This is a genomic window from Nocardia arseniciresistens (assembly GCF_046764875.1).
Taxonomy (GTDB): Bacteria; Actinomycetota; Actinomycetes; order Mycobacteriales; family Mycobacteriaceae; genus Nocardia; species Nocardia arseniciresistens.
Window position 1 is genome coordinate 90860 of the sequence record NZ_JBKORD010000025.1, and the last position, 17670, is coordinate 108529.

At 66.7% G+C, this 17670-nt stretch carries 10 protein-coding genes; 5 read left to right on the top strand and 5 right to left on the bottom strand.

Annotation, left to right across the window (positions count from 1 at the left end; genetic code table 11):
* Positions 1-124: 124 nt before the first annotated feature.
* Positions 125-1021 (top strand): SDR family oxidoreductase, encoded by an 897-nt coding sequence (locus tag ACLMAJ_RS34745; RefSeq protein WP_412018133.1) that lies wholly within the window; start codon positions 125-127, stop codon positions 1019-1021.
* A 214-nt stretch (positions 1022-1235) separates the two neighbouring features.
* On the opposite strand, the gene ACLMAJ_RS34750 is transcribed toward ACLMAJ_RS34745, so the two are convergent.
* Positions 1236-3518 carry a glycosyl hydrolase family 65 domain-containing protein gene (locus ACLMAJ_RS34750; RefSeq protein ID WP_412018134.1) on the bottom strand — a complete coding sequence of 761 codons (2283 nt, stop codon included), beginning with the start codon at positions 3516-3518 and terminating at the stop codon, positions 1236-1238.
* Positions 3519-3814: 296 nt separating this feature from the next.
* Between ACLMAJ_RS34750 and ACLMAJ_RS34755 the strand changes: the two genes are divergently transcribed.
* Complete coding sequence (locus ACLMAJ_RS34755; protein WP_412018135.1) at positions 3815-4309, top strand: hypothetical protein; 495 nt, start codon at positions 3815-3817, stop codon at positions 4307-4309.
* Positions 4310-5066: 757 nt separating this feature from the next.
* On the opposite strand, the gene ACLMAJ_RS34760 is transcribed toward ACLMAJ_RS34755, so the two are convergent.
* On the bottom strand, positions 5067-5978 hold the full coding sequence (locus tag ACLMAJ_RS34760; protein ID WP_412018136.1) for a LysR family transcriptional regulator: 912 nt from the start codon (positions 5976-5978) through the stop codon (positions 5067-5069).
* A 270-nt stretch (positions 5979-6248) separates the two neighbouring features.
* On the opposite strand from ACLMAJ_RS34760, the gene ACLMAJ_RS34765 reads away from it, so the two are divergent.
* From ACLMAJ_RS34765 to ACLMAJ_RS34775, 3 genes are all read left to right on the top strand, one after another.
* Entirely contained in the window at positions 6249-6872 is a 624-nt protein-coding gene (locus ACLMAJ_RS34765) for an NADPH-dependent F420 reductase (RefSeq protein WP_412018137.1), read from the top strand.
* 137 nt (positions 6873-7009) lie between these two features.
* Positions 7010-7912 (top strand): TIGR03619 family F420-dependent LLM class oxidoreductase, encoded by a 903-nt coding sequence (locus ACLMAJ_RS34770; protein WP_412018138.1) that lies wholly within the window; start codon positions 7010-7012, stop codon positions 7910-7912.
* A gap of 664 nt (positions 7913-8576) precedes the next feature.
* Positions 8577-10379, top strand: coding sequence for a serine/threonine-protein kinase PknD (locus ACLMAJ_RS34775; RefSeq protein ID WP_412018139.1), 1803 nt, complete (start codon positions 8577-8579; stop codon positions 10377-10379).
* Between the two features lie 406 nt (positions 10380-10785).
* Here the strand turns inward: ACLMAJ_RS34775 and ACLMAJ_RS34780 are convergent, their stop codons facing one another.
* The 3 genes from ACLMAJ_RS34780 to ACLMAJ_RS34790 form a co-directional block, all read right to left on the bottom strand.
* Positions 10786-11949, bottom strand: a complete 1164-nt coding sequence (locus ACLMAJ_RS34780) for an alanine racemase (RefSeq protein ID WP_412018140.1) — start codon at positions 11947-11949, stop codon at positions 10786-10788.
* Positions 11946-13217, bottom strand: coding sequence for an IucA/IucC family protein (locus ACLMAJ_RS34785; protein ID WP_412018141.1), 1272 nt, complete (start codon positions 13215-13217; stop codon positions 11946-11948). The genes ACLMAJ_RS34780 and ACLMAJ_RS34785 overlap by 4 nt, the downstream gene beginning before the upstream one ends.
* A 587-nt stretch (positions 13218-13804) precedes the next feature.
* On the bottom strand, positions 13805-17659 hold the full coding sequence (locus ACLMAJ_RS34790; protein WP_412018142.1) for a type I polyketide synthase: 3855 nt from the start codon (positions 17657-17659) through the stop codon (positions 13805-13807).
* Positions 17660-17670 lie beyond the last annotated feature (11 nt).

The window sequence follows — 17670 nt, forward strand, 5'->3', positions numbered from 1 at the left end:
AGTGTAGCGATGACAGTAACTGACATGACGAGTAAACTATGTCTGTGACTGACATCAGTTGCTGCTTCCAAACACTCGGATCAGTCGCCCCGTTCTCCCGCGGGGCGGCGAAGGAGATCACCTCATGCACGTTTTCGTCACTGGAGCCTCCGGATGGATCGGCTCCGCCACGGTCGACGAACTGCTCGCTCAGGGCCACAAGGTCACCGGACTGGCCAGATCCGCCGCGTCCGCCGCGGCCCTCGACGCGAAGGGCGTCCACGTCCGGCGCGGGGACCTGGACGACCTCGGTAGCATCCGCGCCGGCGCCGAAAATGCCGAGGCCGTCATCCATCTCGCGAACAAGCACGACTTCGCCAACCCGGCCGCCTCGAGCGCGGCCGAGCGGGCCGCTGTCCAGACCATCGGCGACACGCTCGTAGGTACTGACCGTCCGTTCCTGTTCGCCTCGGGCGTCGCCGGCCTCGCTCAGGGCCGGCCCTCCACCGAGGACGACGCGTCCTCGGCCCACGGCCCCGACTCCGCGCGCGGTGGGAGCGAGAACCTGGCGCTCGAGTTCGTCGATCGTGGCGTGCACAGTGTGAGCCTGCGCTTCTCGCCCACCGTGCACGGCACCGGCGACCACGGGTTCATCGCGGTCATCGCCGCGGTCGCCCGCGAAAAGGGCGTCTCCGGCTACCCCGGTGACGGCACCAACCGGTGGGCCGCCGTGCACCGATCCGACGCGGCCCGCCTCGTCGCCCTCGGCCTCGAGAAGGCGCCCGCAGGCGCCCGCCTGCACGCTGTAGCCGAACAGGGTGTCTCCACCCGCGAGATCGCAGAGGCGATCGGCCGCATGTTCGACCTGCCCGTCACCTCGATCGCCACCAACGACATCCAGGACCACTTCGGCTGGATCGGTAACTTCTTCGCCATGGACTTCGAGGCGACCAGCACCGGAACACGGGAGCTACTCGGGTGGACGCCCACCGGACCGACCCTCATCGAGGACATCGGCACCGACGCGTACTCGGCGCACTGACCGGGGTCGACGGCCACCGCCGCCACTACGTCCTACAGCCGGTGTGCGCTGGCGTGCGTTCCTCCCCTGTTCGAGAAACCGGGGTGAGCACGTTGACCTCACGCGCGTCGCAGCCGTCGGCCTGATGGCCCTTGCATCACCGGGTCATGGCCTGGCTCTAGGGAATTCCTCACGAAACACGACAAGACCGGTTCGCCGTGCGATGTCTTCCGGGTCAGGGACAGGCGCTCCTGGTCGGCAGCATCAGCGGTGTTCCCGGGTGGACGGTCGCCGGGCCGCCGGGCGTCTCGACGGTGACCGGACCACCCGAAGTGACGTCGACGGTCGTGCCTTCCGGTCTGATGCGCACGGTCAACCTGCTATCGCGTACCGCGAGGTCGCGCACCGTCATTCCCTCGGGAAACCCGCTGGGCAGCATCGGGTCCAGCCAGGGACCCGTCTCGGCCCACCGCAGCCCGCTCGGTCCGTACAGCAAACCTTGCAGGAATCCGCCCGCACCCGTGACGAAGATCCACGCCGGTTGACCGACCGTGTTTTCACCCGACCGTTCGCCACGCGCCTCGGACTGGAACATATATGGCGGTCGGACATACGGCTGCACCGATTGATCCAGGAACTGCTGAGTGCGGCACGGATCATACTGGGCACTGAGGATCGCGCCGACGCTGTTGCTCATGTTGGGGCCGTCGGGATCGGTGCGGTCGAAGTAGTACGCCAGAGTCGCCTCGGGCGAATAGCCCGGTGCCGCATAGGAGTACGGGTAGCTGATCAGCACCGTGTCAGCCTGCTTGATCCGCGCGCCTTGGTACCCGAGATACTCGGCGGGCACACCTGGCACGATGTCCGGCGGCATCGCCATATGGGCGGCGATATCGGCCCACCGTGGGTTCAGCGGCAGTCCGGCCAGCCGGGCGGCCGACATCGCGGTGCGCATCGTCGCCATCACTCCGGCGTTGGTGAGCGCGTTGTCCACGGAAACCGAAACGTATTCGTCGGCGCCCGCCGCGGGCGCGTAGTGGTAGCGACCGTCGGGCAGCTTCGGGCCGACTCGTGCAGCCTGGTAGTTCGCGATAGCCGTGATCACCGGCGCGCCGCTGTCACGCAGCCATTGCTCGTCGCCGGTGGCCGAATAGTACTGCCATTGCGCGAGCGCGATCTCGTTCCCCAAATGTTCCTCGACCAGTCCGCACACCGCCGGAGACGCGCACCGCTGGGTCGGTCCGTCGTTCCAGGGGAATAATGCGCCGGTCAGCCCGTAGGCGCGCGCGTTCGCCTCGGCTTGCGGTAGTGCCGCGACGCGGAAATCCACCACGGTGCGGGCCAATTCGGGATAGAGCGCGAGCAGGGTGGGGAAGATCCAGGTCTCGGCGTCCCAGTAGGTCAGGCCGCCATAGTCGTCGGAGGACAACCCCGCGGGCTGCACGGACCACCGCTGTCCGGCCCGGACGCTGGACAGCACCGAATACAGTGCGGGCCGGATCCAGTCCCGATAGTCGTCGCGACCGGGGATCTCGATGGCGGGCTGCCACAAGCGATCCCACTCTGCTGCGTGTTCGGCGTGGGCGGCGGCGAAACCACGCGCCGCGCTGGATTCGGAGACGTCGGTAGCAATCGCGCGCGGGTCCACGCCGTCCGCGCCGTCCGCGATTCCCACGTACTTGGTGACCGTGTAACTGCGGCCGGCCACGACGGTGCCGTCGAATCGTGTTCCAGCCGTCGACCCGTTCGCAGGTAGCGCGGCACCACTGAGCTCATCAGGCGTGGTAACCGTGGATACAAGGAAGGCGGTGCGGTCGGTGCCGTCGGCGCGCACACCGACCGTGGTCTGCCCCCGGTTCGGATCGGAGGCCGCCGTCGTCGGGGTGACCCGCCGCGCGGCGGCCCCGTCGATCAGGTCGGCGACCGTGAGCGGCCCCGAGAAGTGCGGAATGACAGTGAGCTGCTGGACCGCGAGGTTCTGCTGCGCCCGTGACACGAAGGTCCGGTAGGTCAGATCCAGCCGGTGTTCCGCGTCGGGTGTCCAGGTGGCTTCGGTGGTGACGGTGGCATCGCGATAGTTCAGGCGCTGCCGGTAGTGCGTGAGCGCAGCCGGGTCGACGTCGGCCCGGTAGGTTCGGCCCGCGACGTCGACGGTTAGGCTCGACCACGCGGGGAGCGCGGCGATCACCTCTGTGTTGTTCCACGACATGGACTTCATGGCGTAGAAGCCCGCGAGATACGTTCCGGTGTAGCGCGGTTCCGCTAAGGGGAACGAGGTGCGCACCGAGACGCCGTAGTCCTGATATCCACCGCCGCTCGGCGGGATCATCGCACCGATGCGCCCGTTGCCCAGGTACGGAGCAGCGCGGAAGTTCTCGGGTTCGAATGTCTCGGAGACCGCCGACCAGTCGTCTCCGACCGCCTGCCCGCCCTGCGCGGTCGCAACACCGGACAGTCCGGGAAGCGGCACGAACGCACAGGTCAATAGCACCGCACCGATACTCGACACGAGTCGCATCGGGCCGACAGTAGCAGCGGCCGCGCTGAGCCGATCGGAGCGACACGGCGGCTGCACCACGCGCCTGCTACTCGGTACGGCACAGCGCCGCAACCGTCCGATGCGACGGCGCTGCCTCTCCTGCTTCGTGTCCGTGTTGTCGTACTCGGCGGGTTCTACACCCCGTGCCGGCCGCTGGCGCCTCAGTCAAATCGCACCGCCGCCAAGGCCTCACCTTGCGCCGGGCGTTGGCCAGCCCCTGAAATTGAGGGCTCGGGAAGCGATAACGCCATCCGTCCGCAGGACGACAGACGGGCATGAGCCTGAAAAACGTTTCCCTACAACAGTTCACGTTCCGTACGGGTGTGGTCGCGGCGGCGATGGTGGCCGCGTGGAGCGGGTTCGCCGGGACTTCCGGTGCCAACCCCACCGATCCGGTTGCCCAGTTCACCCCGACCCTGACACGGGTTCCGGGTCCCAACTGTGCCGCGATCATCAATGCCGAGACCGTGGCGCAGCCGCAGTCCGGTGTGTTCGGTCTTCGGGTGAAGATCACGCAGACCGGGGAGTTCTGCGGGGCCTACCACGTCACCGTGCATTGGCGGAACGTCGACACCGGCCTGACCAGCGGACAGTCACAACGCGTCGAAGGCACCACGGTGGTCGGCCTGCCGGACAACGTGATCACCGGCATGGGCATGGGGCCGGGCGCCGGGAAGGTGGAGGCGTGGATCGACACGTACTCCGAGGTCTATCCGCAGAATGTGGATCTGGAGCACATCGCGGGCCGCGCGACGTTCACGCTGGCCTGAGCGCGCGGCGGTTCGACCGAGATCGTGTGCGGGACGTCAGAAGAGGTGCGGCGTGCCTGGTCGCGCTGGGGCACGGATGGTAGAGATCCGGTCTGTTCGGGTGAGCCACTCGTGTGAAGATCACCGGTATGGATACGGCGATGCCGCGTCCGCACTCGTCTCGTGGGCCGAGGCCGGCGGATACGCGCGAGCTGTTGTGCGTGCACCGCGGCTTCGGTAGCAAGAGCGCCACCGATGGCCACGCTGCCGCAACCCCGGCGCCGTCCGCCACGTAGGAACCGGCACGGGTTGAACCGGGAATTCTCGGACGAGCATGCGGCTCACCAGGTCAAGGGGACCCGGTGAGCCGCTTGTGGCTGCTCTCCTTCGCCGCCCACTTCCGCTCCATCGCTGCGACCTTCTGCGAATGCAGAGAGGCGAGGACACGGGACAGACGGCGCACTTCCGCCTCGAGACGCTCACTTGCGTTGAGCGGCATCAGAGGTTGCAACCCACCGGTTCACAACAGCCAATCGATATGATGGTTCAACGCCGGCTCTGTTGGCTGGGCCTACGGGAAATTCTGGACGTCGTTGGGTCGAGTTCCCCCGCTCGGGAAGGGCGGGTCACTATGTGCGTGGATAGGGACCGCTGCGCGACGATGTCGATTCTCGCTGTGCGCCAACATCGCCACCGGCCCGGGGTCAATGCCTTCGCCATTTCGCTATTGCTGTGGCCGCGTGCCCCCTGTTGGCGCTGCTGTGGTCAGTCGAACTGCTCAACCGTGCTTTGAAACGGCATCGGTCCCAAGCTGCCACATTTCATAGTTCCCGCATTCTGCCGTGATCTCGGCCGTCGCCTGAGCCGCGGTGAAGAAGTCGTCGGCCATCGGTGAGGTGCGCGATGCCGCCGCCGCGAGGCATACCTGGTCGGGCGCCAGATCCGGGACGGGCACGTAGCTGATGTCCGGACGTGAATAGAACACGGTCTCCGAACGCCCCACGAACGAGATACCACGGCCGGCCGCGACGTGCTCGAGCTTCTCCTCCACCCCGCGCACCCGGAGCCCGGAGTCGGGGTGCGAGCGCCTGGTGGGCTGCGTGCTCGCGTCGGCATGCCAGACCAGCGGCTCACCGGCCAGGTCGGCCTCGGTGACCTCCTCCTTGCCGGCCAACCGGTGACCGGCGGGCAGCACCACCATGAGCGGCTCGGTGTAGAGCGGAGTCAGGCGCAGGCCGGTCTCGTCGATGGGCAACCGCACATAGCCGACGTCGACGCGGCCGTCGAGCAGCATCAGTGCCTGATCGTCCCATTCCATTCGCTGCACGTCCACGACCACGTCCGGATGCCGGGCCGCGAACTCCCGCGCCGCCGGGATGACCGGGATGCCGGCCCGAAAGCCGACCACCAGCCGCCGTCTGCCGCGGGCGGCCACGGACACCCGGCGCCGGACCGCGTGCGCGGAGGCGAGCAGCGGACCGGCGTCGTCCAGCAGTTGTCGACCCGCGTCGGTCAGCGCTACGCCGTGGCGATCCCTGGTGAACAGCGAGGCGCCGAGATCCTGTTCCAGCGCGCGGATCTGACGGCTGAGCGCCGGCTGCGCGATATGTAGCTCATCGGCGGCGCGGCCGAAGTGCAACCGGTCGGCCACGGCGACGAAGTAGCGCAGTTTGCGCAGGTCCAGATCCATGACACCTCCCGGTCCGGTGATGCCTCCAAGGTATCACCACCGGCTGAAAGAAGTCTTGGACACCCACTCGATCCAACGGCATTGTTAATGGGGCCCAAGCGAATTCGGAATAAGAATTCGACATCGGGATTTGATCGCAATACCCATCAATTCAAGTACCCATCAATTTCCTTGCGGCAGCTGGCCCGGTAGGTCGCGGCCGACGCGCTGGGCCCGACCCGGCACGAACGAGACACAGCAAACCTCGAGAACAGGAAGAGAGCACACCTCATGGGCAACATCACCATCATCGGTACGGGGAACATGGCCCATACCATCGGCACGCTGGCGGTAGCGGGCGGCAACAACGTCGAGGTCATGGGCCGCGATCAGTCCAAGGCCGATGACCGGGCCAAGGCTATCGGCGGCGACGCGACAGCGGGAAAGTGGGGCGCCGTCCCGGCCGGAGACATCGTCATTACGGCCTTGTTGTACGACGGTGTCGTTCCGGTCGTCGTCGAGTACGGAGACGCCCTCGCGGGCAAGGTCATTGTTGACATCAGCAACCCCTTCAATGGCGCGTTCGACGGGCTGGCCCACAGCGAGCAGACCTCGATCGCGCAGGAAGTCGCCAAGGTGGCCCCGGCCGGCGCCAGCGTGGTGAAGGCATTCAACACCATCTTCCGTAATGTCCTGGAGAAGGGCCGACCCGACGTCTTCATCGCTGGCGACAGTGCGCAGGCGAAGGCTGGCGTGGCGGCATTCATCGAGAGCATCGGGCTGCGCCCGCTGGACGTTGGCGGCCTGAAAATGGCGCACTGGCTGGAAGGAATGGGCGTGGTCACGGTGGGCCTCGCCAACACCGGGGTGGGCCACTGGGACTTCGCTTTCGGCGTCAACGAATTTACCGGCTGACCAGCCCGCCCCGGTCCACGCCGTCGGCGAAAAGGGGCGGCGTGCGCCCTGACAATGGTTTATGGATCACCAAATGACTCGCTGATGTCAGATATCAATATTGGCGGACGATGGTCTGCCCGAAGGAAACTCTCACAATGAAGCTCGGCTTCACTCTTCCCATAGTCGGGCCTGCTATCAGCAGCGCTGCTGGCCTGAGTGCGTTCTGCCGCGAACTCGAGGACCTTGGCTACGACACGCTGTGGGTCGGCGATCGCCTGGTCACACCGGTTGATATGGACAGCACCTATCTGACCCACGGGCCACAGATGGGCCGTTACCTCGATCCGGTGCTGCTGTTGACGGTCGCCGCGACGGCGACCAGCCGGATGCGGCTGAACTCCAGCACGCTCAGCACGTTCTACTATGAGCCGCCACACCTGGCCCGGTTGCTGACCACGCTCGACGTGCTCAGCGACGGCCGCCTTGGCGTTGGCGTGGGGCTGGGGTGGATGAAGCAGGAGTACGACATCGCCCGCAACGCGGACTGGCACCGGCGCGGCAAGATGCTCGATGACATGCTGGCGTTCCTGCACGCGTGGTGGACGACCACCCCGGTGTCCTGGAACAGTGAGTTTCTCTCCTTGCCGCAGGTCTACGCCGACCTGCGCCCTGTCCAGGAGGGTGGGCCGCCCATCTGGATCGGTGGTGACAGCGAGGCCGCGATGCGCCGGGTGGGCCGCATCGGCACCGGCTGGCTCGGGGTCGAGGGGCCGCCGGCCGCCGCGTCGATCGCCGGTCGGGACCGGAGCGTCGACCACTTGTGGTCGATTGCGCGCCGCGCGGCGCAGGACGCCGGCCGCGATCCTGACGCGCTGAAGACGGCCATGCGAATCAACGTCGGCCCGGGCACGTCCGTCGACTCGCTTGCGGACAAGCTGAAGCGTCACGCCGAATCCGGTACTGACGAGGCGTACTTCGATGCCTTCGCGGTGTTCACCAGTCTTGACCAGATGCTCGACTTCGCCAGCCAGGTGATCGCGCGTACCGGCCGGTTGTGACCACCGAAGAAACGACGGAATCGGCTGCCACGGAACGCATCGACCCGCGTGGTGTGCAATCCGACTCGACAGTGCCCAGAACCAGAACGAGCACGTCAGGAACTGAGCCGCGTCTATCGCGCCATTCGACGGCGTTGACGACGCAACCGTTAACAACGACGGGGTGGGCATGCCGTTCGACTCAGACTAGAGAGAGCACTCACCACACCGGCCTGGCCCGATCGGACACGGCCGCGGCGGCGCTGTCCGCACTCGGCGCGAAGGTGCGTCGCGGCGAGCTCCAGGATCTCGTTGGCGTGGCAGTGTGCAGCGGTTCGAGCACCCGGGCATCGTAATCGGCTCGCTGTCGGACGGGCCTTTATGCAAGATGGCCCGGCCTCCGAGTGGTGCTGGACGGCCGGCTTCACGAAGTTGGTCGTACGGCTCAGAGGTACGCTTAACTTGCGACAGGTTGTTGGCGGATTTCTGGGCACGATCCGCGCACTCGCACCGGTGGCGGGGCAGCGCCCCGCCGCGTACTTGTTGGCATGAGGATGGCTGGAAATTCGCGCGCCGACGCTGTCTGGCCTGGCTAAATCAACTAGTGTGGGGCTGCCCGCTCGGGCTGGGGTCGGAATGCAAGCAAGTACACCGTTTGCCAGTCGGGTGGTCACGGGACGGCACAATGGATGACACGGTAGTGAGTGGCGGGGACGCCACTCGGGGGCCAGCGGAGGCGTTTGGACGCTATCGGCTCCTGTCGCTGCTGGGTCAGGGCGGCATGGGCCAGGTGTGGCGGGCGCATGATTCACTGACCAACCGGGTGGTGGCGCTCAAGGTGTTGCCCGAGCGCTTCGCCGATGACGAGCAGCTGCGCGAGCGGTTCCGCCGGGAGTGCCGGGCGGTAGCGCAGTTGACCGAGCCGCATGTGATCCCCATCCACGACTTCGGCGACATCGACGGTCGGCTCTATCTGAATATGCGCTTGATCGAGGGCACCGACCTGCGCAAGGTGATCACGCAAGAAGGGGCCTTGTCGCCGCAGCGGGCAGTGGCGATCGTCGCACAGGTGGCCGGCGCGCTACAGGCGGCCCACGATGCCGGGCTGGTCCACCGCGATGTCAAACCCACCAACATCCTGCTAGGGGCCGATGAGTTCGCCTCCCTGATCGACTTCGGGATCGCCCATGCCGCCGACGACCGTACGCTGACCAAAATCGGCGAGACCATCGGCACCATCGCCTACATGGCGCCGGAGGAGATCGGCGCGGAGATCAAGGCCGATGCTCGAGTGGACGTATACGCGTTGACGTGCGTGCTGTATGAGTGCCTGACCGGCCGACCGCCGTTTGCGAGCGCAGCGGGGGTGCAGGGTGTGATCGCCCATCACCTGCACACCCCGCCGCCGCGTCCCAGCACCACTACACCCGATGTACCGCCCGCGTTCGATGCGGTCATCGCCAAGGGAATGGCCAAAAACCCCGACAATCGTTACCAGACCGTGCGCGAGCTGGCCGCGGCGGCCTGCGCCGTGGTAGACGATTCCGCGGTCAGCACCACCGGGGGCGTGGCTGCGCGCCATGCGCGGCGAATCAGATTGTCGCCCAAGACCGCCGGGCTGCTCGCCGCCGCGGTCGCGGTTACGGTGGTGTCCGCCGTAGCTGTCGTCATCGGCGTCCAACGGGAATCAGGCGGCGGTGGCAGCTCGCCCGCACCTGTCGCCTCGGCCTACTCGTCACAGATTCCGCTGCCGTTCACCGGCGTCAGCCTGCCCACCGATGTGGCGGTCGACACGGCGGGCAATGTATACGTCACCGACATGGGTAACGATCGGGTGGTGAAACTGGCGGCAGGCGCGTCGACGCCGACCCCGCTGCCGTTCACCGGCCTGAATAATCCCCAGGGTGTGGCGGTCGACACGGCGGGCAACATATACGTCACCGACACGAGTAACGATCGGGTGGTGAAACTGGCGGCAGGCGCGTCGACGCCGACCCCGCTGCCGTTCACCGGGCTCAAAGATCCCCAGGGTGTGGCAGTCGACACGGCGGGAGACGTGTACGTCGGCGACCGGGGTAATGATCGGGTGCTGAGGTTGGCGGCGGGCGCGTCGGCGCCGACGACGCTGCCGTTCACGGGGCTCCAAGATCCCCAGGGTGTGGCGGTCGACGCTGCGGGCAACGTATACGTCACCGAATTGAGTACCGAGCGGGTGCTGAGGTTGGCGGCGGGCGCGTCGACGCCGACCACGCTGCCGTTCACCGGGCTCAAAGATCCCCAGGGTATGGCGGTCGACACGACGGGGGACTTGTACGTCGTCGACTGGGGTAGCCAGTGGGTGGTGAGGTTGGCGGTGGGTGCGTCGACGCCGACCCCGCTGCCGTTCACCGATCTGAAGAATCCCCAGGGTGTGGCGGTCGACACGGCGAACAACGTGTATGTCACCGACCTGGGCCCCAATCCGGTGGTGAAACTCCCGGTCGGCTGAACCCCCGTACCGCGTAATTCGGGTTCCGGAGATCCTGTATGCAGGCGTCGCACGGACCGAGTACTCGACAAGTCATCGGTCATCCGATTCGTCGTTGTGACAGAACATGTCTCAGCAGATCGGTCAGTTGCTCAGACCAACCGTATTCCGGGTGGGACCGGCGAGCTCGAGTTTCGGGAAGGGTGTCCGCTTACTCCGGAGCAGATCGCAGTGGAAGTTGTCAGGATCATCGCTGGCCCGTACGTCCACAAACTCGGCGCGACGATCTTCACCGCTACCCCTGGGGCTGGAGCGGCCGAGCCCGACCCGCACGGTCACTTTGGCGACGGGCCACTGTGATGACGACCGGATCGGGGCCGCCACTCCGTCGCAGCGTCGCCCAGATCTCCCCTACAGCAGTCCCATCCTAGAACACGATCATTTCCGGCTGATCATGGCTGAGAAAGTCGTGGTGCGAGATCTCCCAGGCGTACGCACCTGCGCGCGGGAAGACAAGAATGTCACCCACTCGCAGTCGGCGAACGTAGGCGTCGCGAGCCAGAATGTCTCTGGGCGTGCACAATTCGCCCGCGACGGTGATGATGTCGTCGATGACACCCGGCCTGGCGAATGGGTACGACCACTCCTGGACCGGAAGCACAGTGAACGGATGGCTGTATCCCCAGGCTGCGGGGAGCCGGAAATGGTGTGTTCCGCCGCGCAGTATCGCGTACCAGTGACCGTGGGTGCGTTTGAGGTCGAGTACCTCGGCGGCATACCAACCCGCATCGGCGGCGATCATACGTCCGAGCTCGAACAGCACACGGATACCGGGTGGCAACGGTGGCACCCGGGCGGCGAACTCGGACAGGTCCAGGTCGGCGCCGCCGGGATAGTCGATACCCATGCCGCCGCCGACGTTCACCACCCCCAGATCGATCCCGAGGCGGGTGGCAGTGGCGTTCGACCAATCCAGCGCCGCGGCGACGAATTCCGCGTGCGCTGCGGCGTCGAGGTTGTTGCTGACCGCATGCAGATGGAATCCGATGAGTCGGATGCCGGGCAGTTGCCGCACGGTGGCAACCGCCTGCGGCAGCAACTCCTCATCGATCCCGAAAGCCGTAGGGGCGCCGGTCATGTGATGAGTACCGAATTGTGGCGGGCCGGCGCGATTGACGCGCAGCGTGATCGGTACCGGGTCCCCGGTGTTCGGGTTCGTTCGTTCGGCGAGGCGCAGCAGTTCGAGTCGGCTCTCGACGTTTATCGTCGCCCCGGCCGCGACCGCGGCGGCGAGTTCGGCATCGGTCTTTCCGGGACCGGAGAACACCAGCCGATGGGCCCCAGCTGCGGCGGCCTTGCGAATTTCACCCCCGGAAGCGATGTCCATGCCGTCGGTCACCGGCGCCAGCGTCTCGAGCACGGCCGGGTGACTGTTGGCCTTGACGGCGTAGTACAGCTCTGCACCGGCAGGCAGGGCGGCACGGATCTCAGCGACCCGGTGCCGCAGCCGTGCGGTGTCATAGACATACGCACACACCGGGTGGTCAAGTGAGCGCAGTGCCCGCACGACGCAGGATGGAAGAGTGCTCATATATCCGCGAGCGGGTTTCGTACGCTGCACCACAGGAATTCGTCCGGGTCCGCTGCCAGTCGCATGGCTGTGGTCGCCTTCGTCGGGAGCCTGTCGGCGAAAAGCGCCTGGTGTTCTGGGCCTGCGGGCCAGGTGTTGCGCAGAACCTCGGCTGTTGCGGCCCACAGCCGATCCGATGCGAACCCGCAGTCCTCGCAGGCTGTGATGAGTGTGGTCAGTGTGCCGCTGACGAACGCTGACAGCAACGTCGCACGCGTTTCGTCCGGATCGGAAGATCGCACGGACCCCTGCGTCCGGGGTACGCCGCTGCGGGCGGCCACGGCCGTATCGACCCGGATGCCGCCGAGATCGCGGTAGATAAGGCGCACGGGCCGTCCGCCGCGAAGTACGACCAGCAGGTTCTGGCCGTGTGCTTCCAGCGCGATGCCGTAGCGGGCGAGCACCGCCCCGAGGCAACGAGCGGCCAGGGCTGCCACCGTAGTGACAAATTGTGCTGCCGCGGTGGGGTTGTCGGCGTATCCGAGGGTGAGCGCTTCGGCCAGCACGGGCATACCGGTGCGCGGATCGACCGCCGCGAGTGCGCCGACCGGGATAGCCAGCTCGCCCGGCCCGGTGCGCGGCTGCCGTCGCAACAGCACAGCGATATCCGCACTGAGTCCGGCATCCGATCGCAATGCGCCCGCGGCGGGCTCGGCGAGCACTGTCATCCCGGGCAGATCCAGGCGTGACAACCACCGGCTCAGGGTCGGCCCGTTGTGGACGTTCTCGGCGGTGATATTCCTTATGGCACTGGTCAATTGGGCGGTGAGCGCCGTCTTGACGTGGAGCTCGCCGCCAATTGGCGCGAGCGTGCGCACCGACATCAGCGGCCGTGCGGGCATGCCGACGGCACGAGCACGCAGCCCGTAACCGGTGAGATCGAGCCGGGCGACCTGCCACGGGTGCATGGGCACCAGAATCCGATCGCCTGCACGGAGGTGGCGGGGCCACTCACCCACCGTATGCCAACGCGGCGCGGGGACTTCGACCACGACCAGATCGACGATCGGACGGTGCTCCGGGGCGTACGCACCTACCTCCGAGGCAGAGAATCCGCTTCGGCTACGACAACACGGGTGAGTCGGATGGCCCTCCACCACAGTCTGTTCCAGATACGCGGAGCCGTCGAACCCGGGATCGGCAGCACGCCGTGCAGACACCCACGACAGCGCCCCCGCAATGCGGTGACGCCCTTGAAACGGCCCGCGCGGACGCCAGGTTGGCTGCACTGTTCTCCAATTCGGATGCCAACCGCGCGATTCGGTCCGACGGAACCGGCAATCGCAACCCTCGCAGAAGGTCAGAGGCGCGGACGATGCGTTCTCCCCCCACGAACACCGCGAGACCTGCGCCCCCCTTCGCGTGCGGTGCAGCCGCCCCCGCCGGCCCGCGAAGCCACCGTCCGTCGTCGAGGCGCACCCGCATCATCCCACCAACCTGATGACGGCGACCGATCCCCGGAATGGGCTCACGGGTCAAAGCGCCCCACAAACGCGCCAAGATGGCGGCCTCATCGCCTCGAACCTCCGATTCACTCACCTGGATATCCACCGGCGCAACGCAATTCGATGCCGCGAATCGTTTGGACGCCTCCGTCGGCACGTTCATCCGGCTAGGTTCCCACAACCCGTGCACGGTCACCCGAAAATTGACGAACCTCGAAGTGCCGTGACGCGCTGGATGCACGAACCCATGTCCTCGGGCCTGCCGTCGTGACTGCAAGTGACCTGGCTTACAGGAATCGCGATCCATGAAGCGGGCGACGCTGCTCCTATGCACCAGACGCGAACGACATCCACTGGGCGTCATGCCTTCCTTACTTCGTTGTAGTCTGTTGGTCGAGGAGGGCGAGAAGCTCGTCGGGGTTGCTCGCCGCTTCTACGGCGACGCGGTCACCGCGGGTGTTGGATTCGAGTACTTTCAGAGCTTCGGCCAGCGTCGCGCGGATTCGCTCGGCCAAGCGCTCCTTGTCGCCGGCAGACGACATGGTCGCCAATAGCGATCGGAGCGAGGCGATCTGGTCGTCGGCCGGGGAGGCGGTCGGAGGGACATCCAACCGTGAGCGCAAGAATTTCGCCACCGCGGCGGCGGTCGGGTAGTCGAACACCATCGTCGACGGCAGTTTCATGCCTGCTGCCTCGGCCAGGCGGTTGCGCAGCTCGACGCCGCCGAGTGAGTCGAATCCCAGTGCGCTGAAAGGGGTTTCGGGATCTATTGCCGCAGCCGACGGGTAACCCAGGACCGTCGCGGCATGTTCCCGCACGAATCCGAGCACCAGCGCTTCCCGTTGATCCTCCGGCGCGGCCGCGAGCCGCGCAGCCAACTGACCGCCGGTTGCGGCGCCGCTCGTCGTGCGCCGCGCCCGTGCGGGCACCAGGCCACTGAGCACGTCGGGCAACAGGCGGGCTCGAGCCTGCGCCGCCAGGGTCGGCTTGTCGAATTCGACGCAGGCGACCACGGCCTCGTCCGTGGCGACCGCGGCGTCGAGCAGCGCGGTCCCGGCGTCGTCGGCGAGTACCTTCATTCCCATTCTCTCCAGCCGTGCCACCACGGCCCGGTCCATATCGCCGGTCATGCCGGTGTCCTGGTTCCACGGTCCCCACGCAACTGACAACGCGGGCAGTCCTTGGGCGCGGCGGGCGCGCGCGAGCCCATCGAGAAACGAATTCGCTGCCGAGTAGTTGCCTTGCCCCGGCGAGCCGAGCGCTGCCGAAAGCGAGGAGAACACGACGAACGCCGATAGATCGTGAGCTCGGGTGAGTTCATCGAGGTTCAGCGCGCCATCGACTTTGGGTGCGAGCACGCGATCGATCTGCTGCGCGGTCAGCGTTTCGATCGTGGCGTCGTCGAGCACGCCCGCGGAGTGGATCACCGCCGTCAACGGGTGCTCGGTCCCGATCGAATCGAGCAGGGCCGCTACCTCGGCCCGGTCACCGACATCACATGCGACGACACGTATTTCGGCTCCCAGGCCGGCCAGCTCCGCGACCAGCTCCGCGACTCCCTGCGCCGCCTCGCCCCGGCGTGACACCAGTAGCAGGTGTTCGACGCCGTGCGCGACGACCAGATGCCTAGCCGTCACCGCGCCCAGTCCACTGGTTCCGCCGGTGATCAACACCGTGCCGTCTCCGAACGCGGCACCCTGGTTGTCGGCCTCGGAAACACCGCTGGCGGTCAGCCGCGGCACGAACATCCTCGCGACGTCGGCCGCACGGCCCGGAGGCGGTAGCGGAGCGTGACCACGAAGAGCCTGGCCGATACCGCCATCGAACACCACATCGCGTACCGCTACCTGAGCCTGATCGGACTCGATCACGCTCCGCAGGACATCGGCGCGCAGGTCGCCGTCATGGTCCAGCAGCACAAATCGGCCGGGGTGTTCCGATTGGGCGCTGCGGACGAGCCCGACCATCGCGGCCGCCGCCAAGTCCACCGACTCGCCCGGCAGTCCCGCCGCACGGCGGGTCACCACCACCAGCCGGGTTTCCGCCAGCCGCTCGACCAACAGCCAGGAGCGGAGCAGTTCCCACGCCGTGTGGACCGACTGCCGAATCGCCGCAGCGCGCTCACCGGACGGAGCGTCGCCGCCAGGACCGCCGTCGACCACGGCGGGGCTGTCGGCGAGCGACCAGACGATCACGTCCGGAATATCCTCGGCCGCAACCAGTTCCGCTACGTCGGTGTAGTGGCGGTCGATTCCGGGAGACCGCACCGAACCCAACGTCGCCGGCACCCAACCGGACGACAGAGACGATACGGCAGGCAGCGCAGACTCGGTCCATTGCAGGTGCAGCGGCACCGCACGGCGAGCGGTGCTCGCCGCGGCCAGAACATCGGCGTCGACAGGACGCGTGCCGACCGCATCGAGGCTCAATACGACCGAGCCGGCGTTGTCGACAGCGTCGATCCGGACCTGTCCACTCTCGTCCCGGACCACTCTCGCGCGCACCGCCACCGCGCCGGTACGCCACAGCCGCACTCCGGTGAACGAGAAGGGCAGCAGCACCCGCCCCGGAGGAAGATCGCGGATCTGCTCGTCGAGGGCCAGGTGCAGACAGGCGTCCAAGAGCGCGGGATGGATGCCGAATGCCGATGCCGAGTCGCGCACGGATTCGTCGAGGGACACTTCGGCGAACGTCTGCTCGCCGCGGGTCCACATCGCGGTCACGCTCTGGAAGACCGGACCGTAGTCGAAACCTCGCTCCGCCAAGCGGTCATAGACCGATACGACGTCCGACGGCTGGGCGCCCGACGGCGGCCATGTCGGCTCGCTCCATTCCGGGGCGACCTCATCGAGGGCGGTCAAGATACCGCGTGCGTGCAGCACCCACGTGTCCCCTTCGGCCGAGTCCCCGTCAGCGGTTTCGGCGCGGGAGTAGATCGCGAACGTACGCCGGGCAGCATCGTCGGGCGCCTCGACACTCAACTGCAAGTCCACCTCGGCGCCGCCGGCAAGCAGGAGCGGGGCTTCCAGCAGCAGCTCCTCGATGATCTCGACGTCGAGTCGCGCGCCTGCGGCCAACGCCAATTCCACGAAGGCTGTCCCGGGCAGCAACACCGAGCCGAACACCGCGTTGTCGGCAAGCCAAGGATGAATCCGCACCGAGCATCGTCCGGTGAACAACCACTCGTCTTTTCCGGCGACCTGCACCGCATTCGTCAACAGCGGATGCCCGAACGAGCCTGCCACGACTTCGGCGCTCGGTTGCGGCCAATACCGCTTGTGCTGAAAGGCATACGTCGGCAGATCCACCCGCGCGGCGACCGGAGCCAACGCCTGCACCGCTACCCCCACACCAACGCAGTAAGCCTCCGCCAACGCAACAGTAACCTGCTCCCAACCCCCACAACCACGCTTCAACGTACCCAACACAGCCACACGATCAACCAAACCGATCGACTCCGCCGTCCCCTCCACACCCATCATCAACACCGGATGCGGACTCACCTCGATAAAAGCATTCACCCCCGCACGCTGCAACACCTCCACCGATTCCGCGAACCGCACCCGCTCACGCAACCCCCGATACCAATACCCCGCATCCAACCCCTCGGTATCGACATAATCCGCCAACACAGTCGAGAAGAACGGCACCGACCCCGACACCGGCACAACCCCATCCAACTCCGCCAACACCCGATCCCGAACCGATTCCACCGCCTCCGAATGCGACGCATAATCCACCGGAATCCGTTTCGCCCACACACCATCGGCTACACACCCGGCCAAGAACTCCTCCAGCGCCGACACCTCCCCCGACACCACCGCCTGACCCGGACCATTCACCGCCGCCACCGACAACCGGTCCCCGAAACCCACCAACCGCTCCGCAAGCACCTCACCGACCGAACTCACCGACGCCATACCACCCCCACCCGCCAACTCCTCCGCCACAACCCGAGAACGCACAGCCACCACCCGCGCCCCATCCGACAACGACAAACCACCCGCCACCACAGCCGCCGCGATCTCCCCCTGCGAATGCCCCACCACCACAGCAGGCTCCACCCCACTCGCCCGCCACACCCGCGCCAACGACACCATCACCGCGAACAACACAGGCTGCACCACATCCACCCGCTCCAGCGACGCGGCCTCATCCGTCCCCCGCAACACCTCCGTCAACGACCAATCCACAAACGGCGCCAACGCCACCTCACACTCCCCAATCGACTCCGCGA

What these genes read in the sequence shown, in the direction of transcription:
- ACLMAJ_RS34780 (WP_412018140.1), bottom strand. Translation starts at nt 11,949, where the DNA reads ATGAGCACTCTTCCATCCTGCGTCGTGCGGGCACTGCGCTCACTTGAC.
- ACLMAJ_RS34765 (WP_412018137.1), top strand. Translation starts at nt 6,249, where the DNA reads ATGGGCAACATCACCATCATCGGTACGGGGAACATGGCCCATACCATC.
- ACLMAJ_RS34755 (WP_412018135.1), top strand. Translation starts at nt 3,815, where the DNA reads ATGAGCCTGAAAAACGTTTCCCTACAACAGTTCACGTTCCGTACGGGT.
- ACLMAJ_RS34745 (WP_412018133.1), top strand. Translation starts at nt 125, where the DNA reads ATGCACGTTTTCGTCACTGGAGCCTCCGGATGGATCGGCTCCGCCACG.
- ACLMAJ_RS34770 (WP_412018138.1), top strand. Translation starts at nt 7,010, where the DNA reads ATGAAGCTCGGCTTCACTCTTCCCATAGTCGGGCCTGCTATCAGCAGC.
- ACLMAJ_RS34750 (WP_412018134.1), bottom strand. Translation starts at nt 3,518, where the DNA reads ATGCGACTCGTGTCGAGTATCGGTGCGGTGCTATTGACCTGTGCGTTC.
- ACLMAJ_RS34775 (WP_412018139.1), top strand. Translation starts at nt 8,577, where the DNA reads ATGGATGACACGGTAGTGAGTGGCGGGGACGCCACTCGGGGGCCAGCG.
- ACLMAJ_RS34760 (WP_412018136.1), bottom strand. Translation starts at nt 5,978, where the DNA reads ATGGATCTGGACCTGCGCAAACTGCGCTACTTCGTCGCCGTGGCCGAC.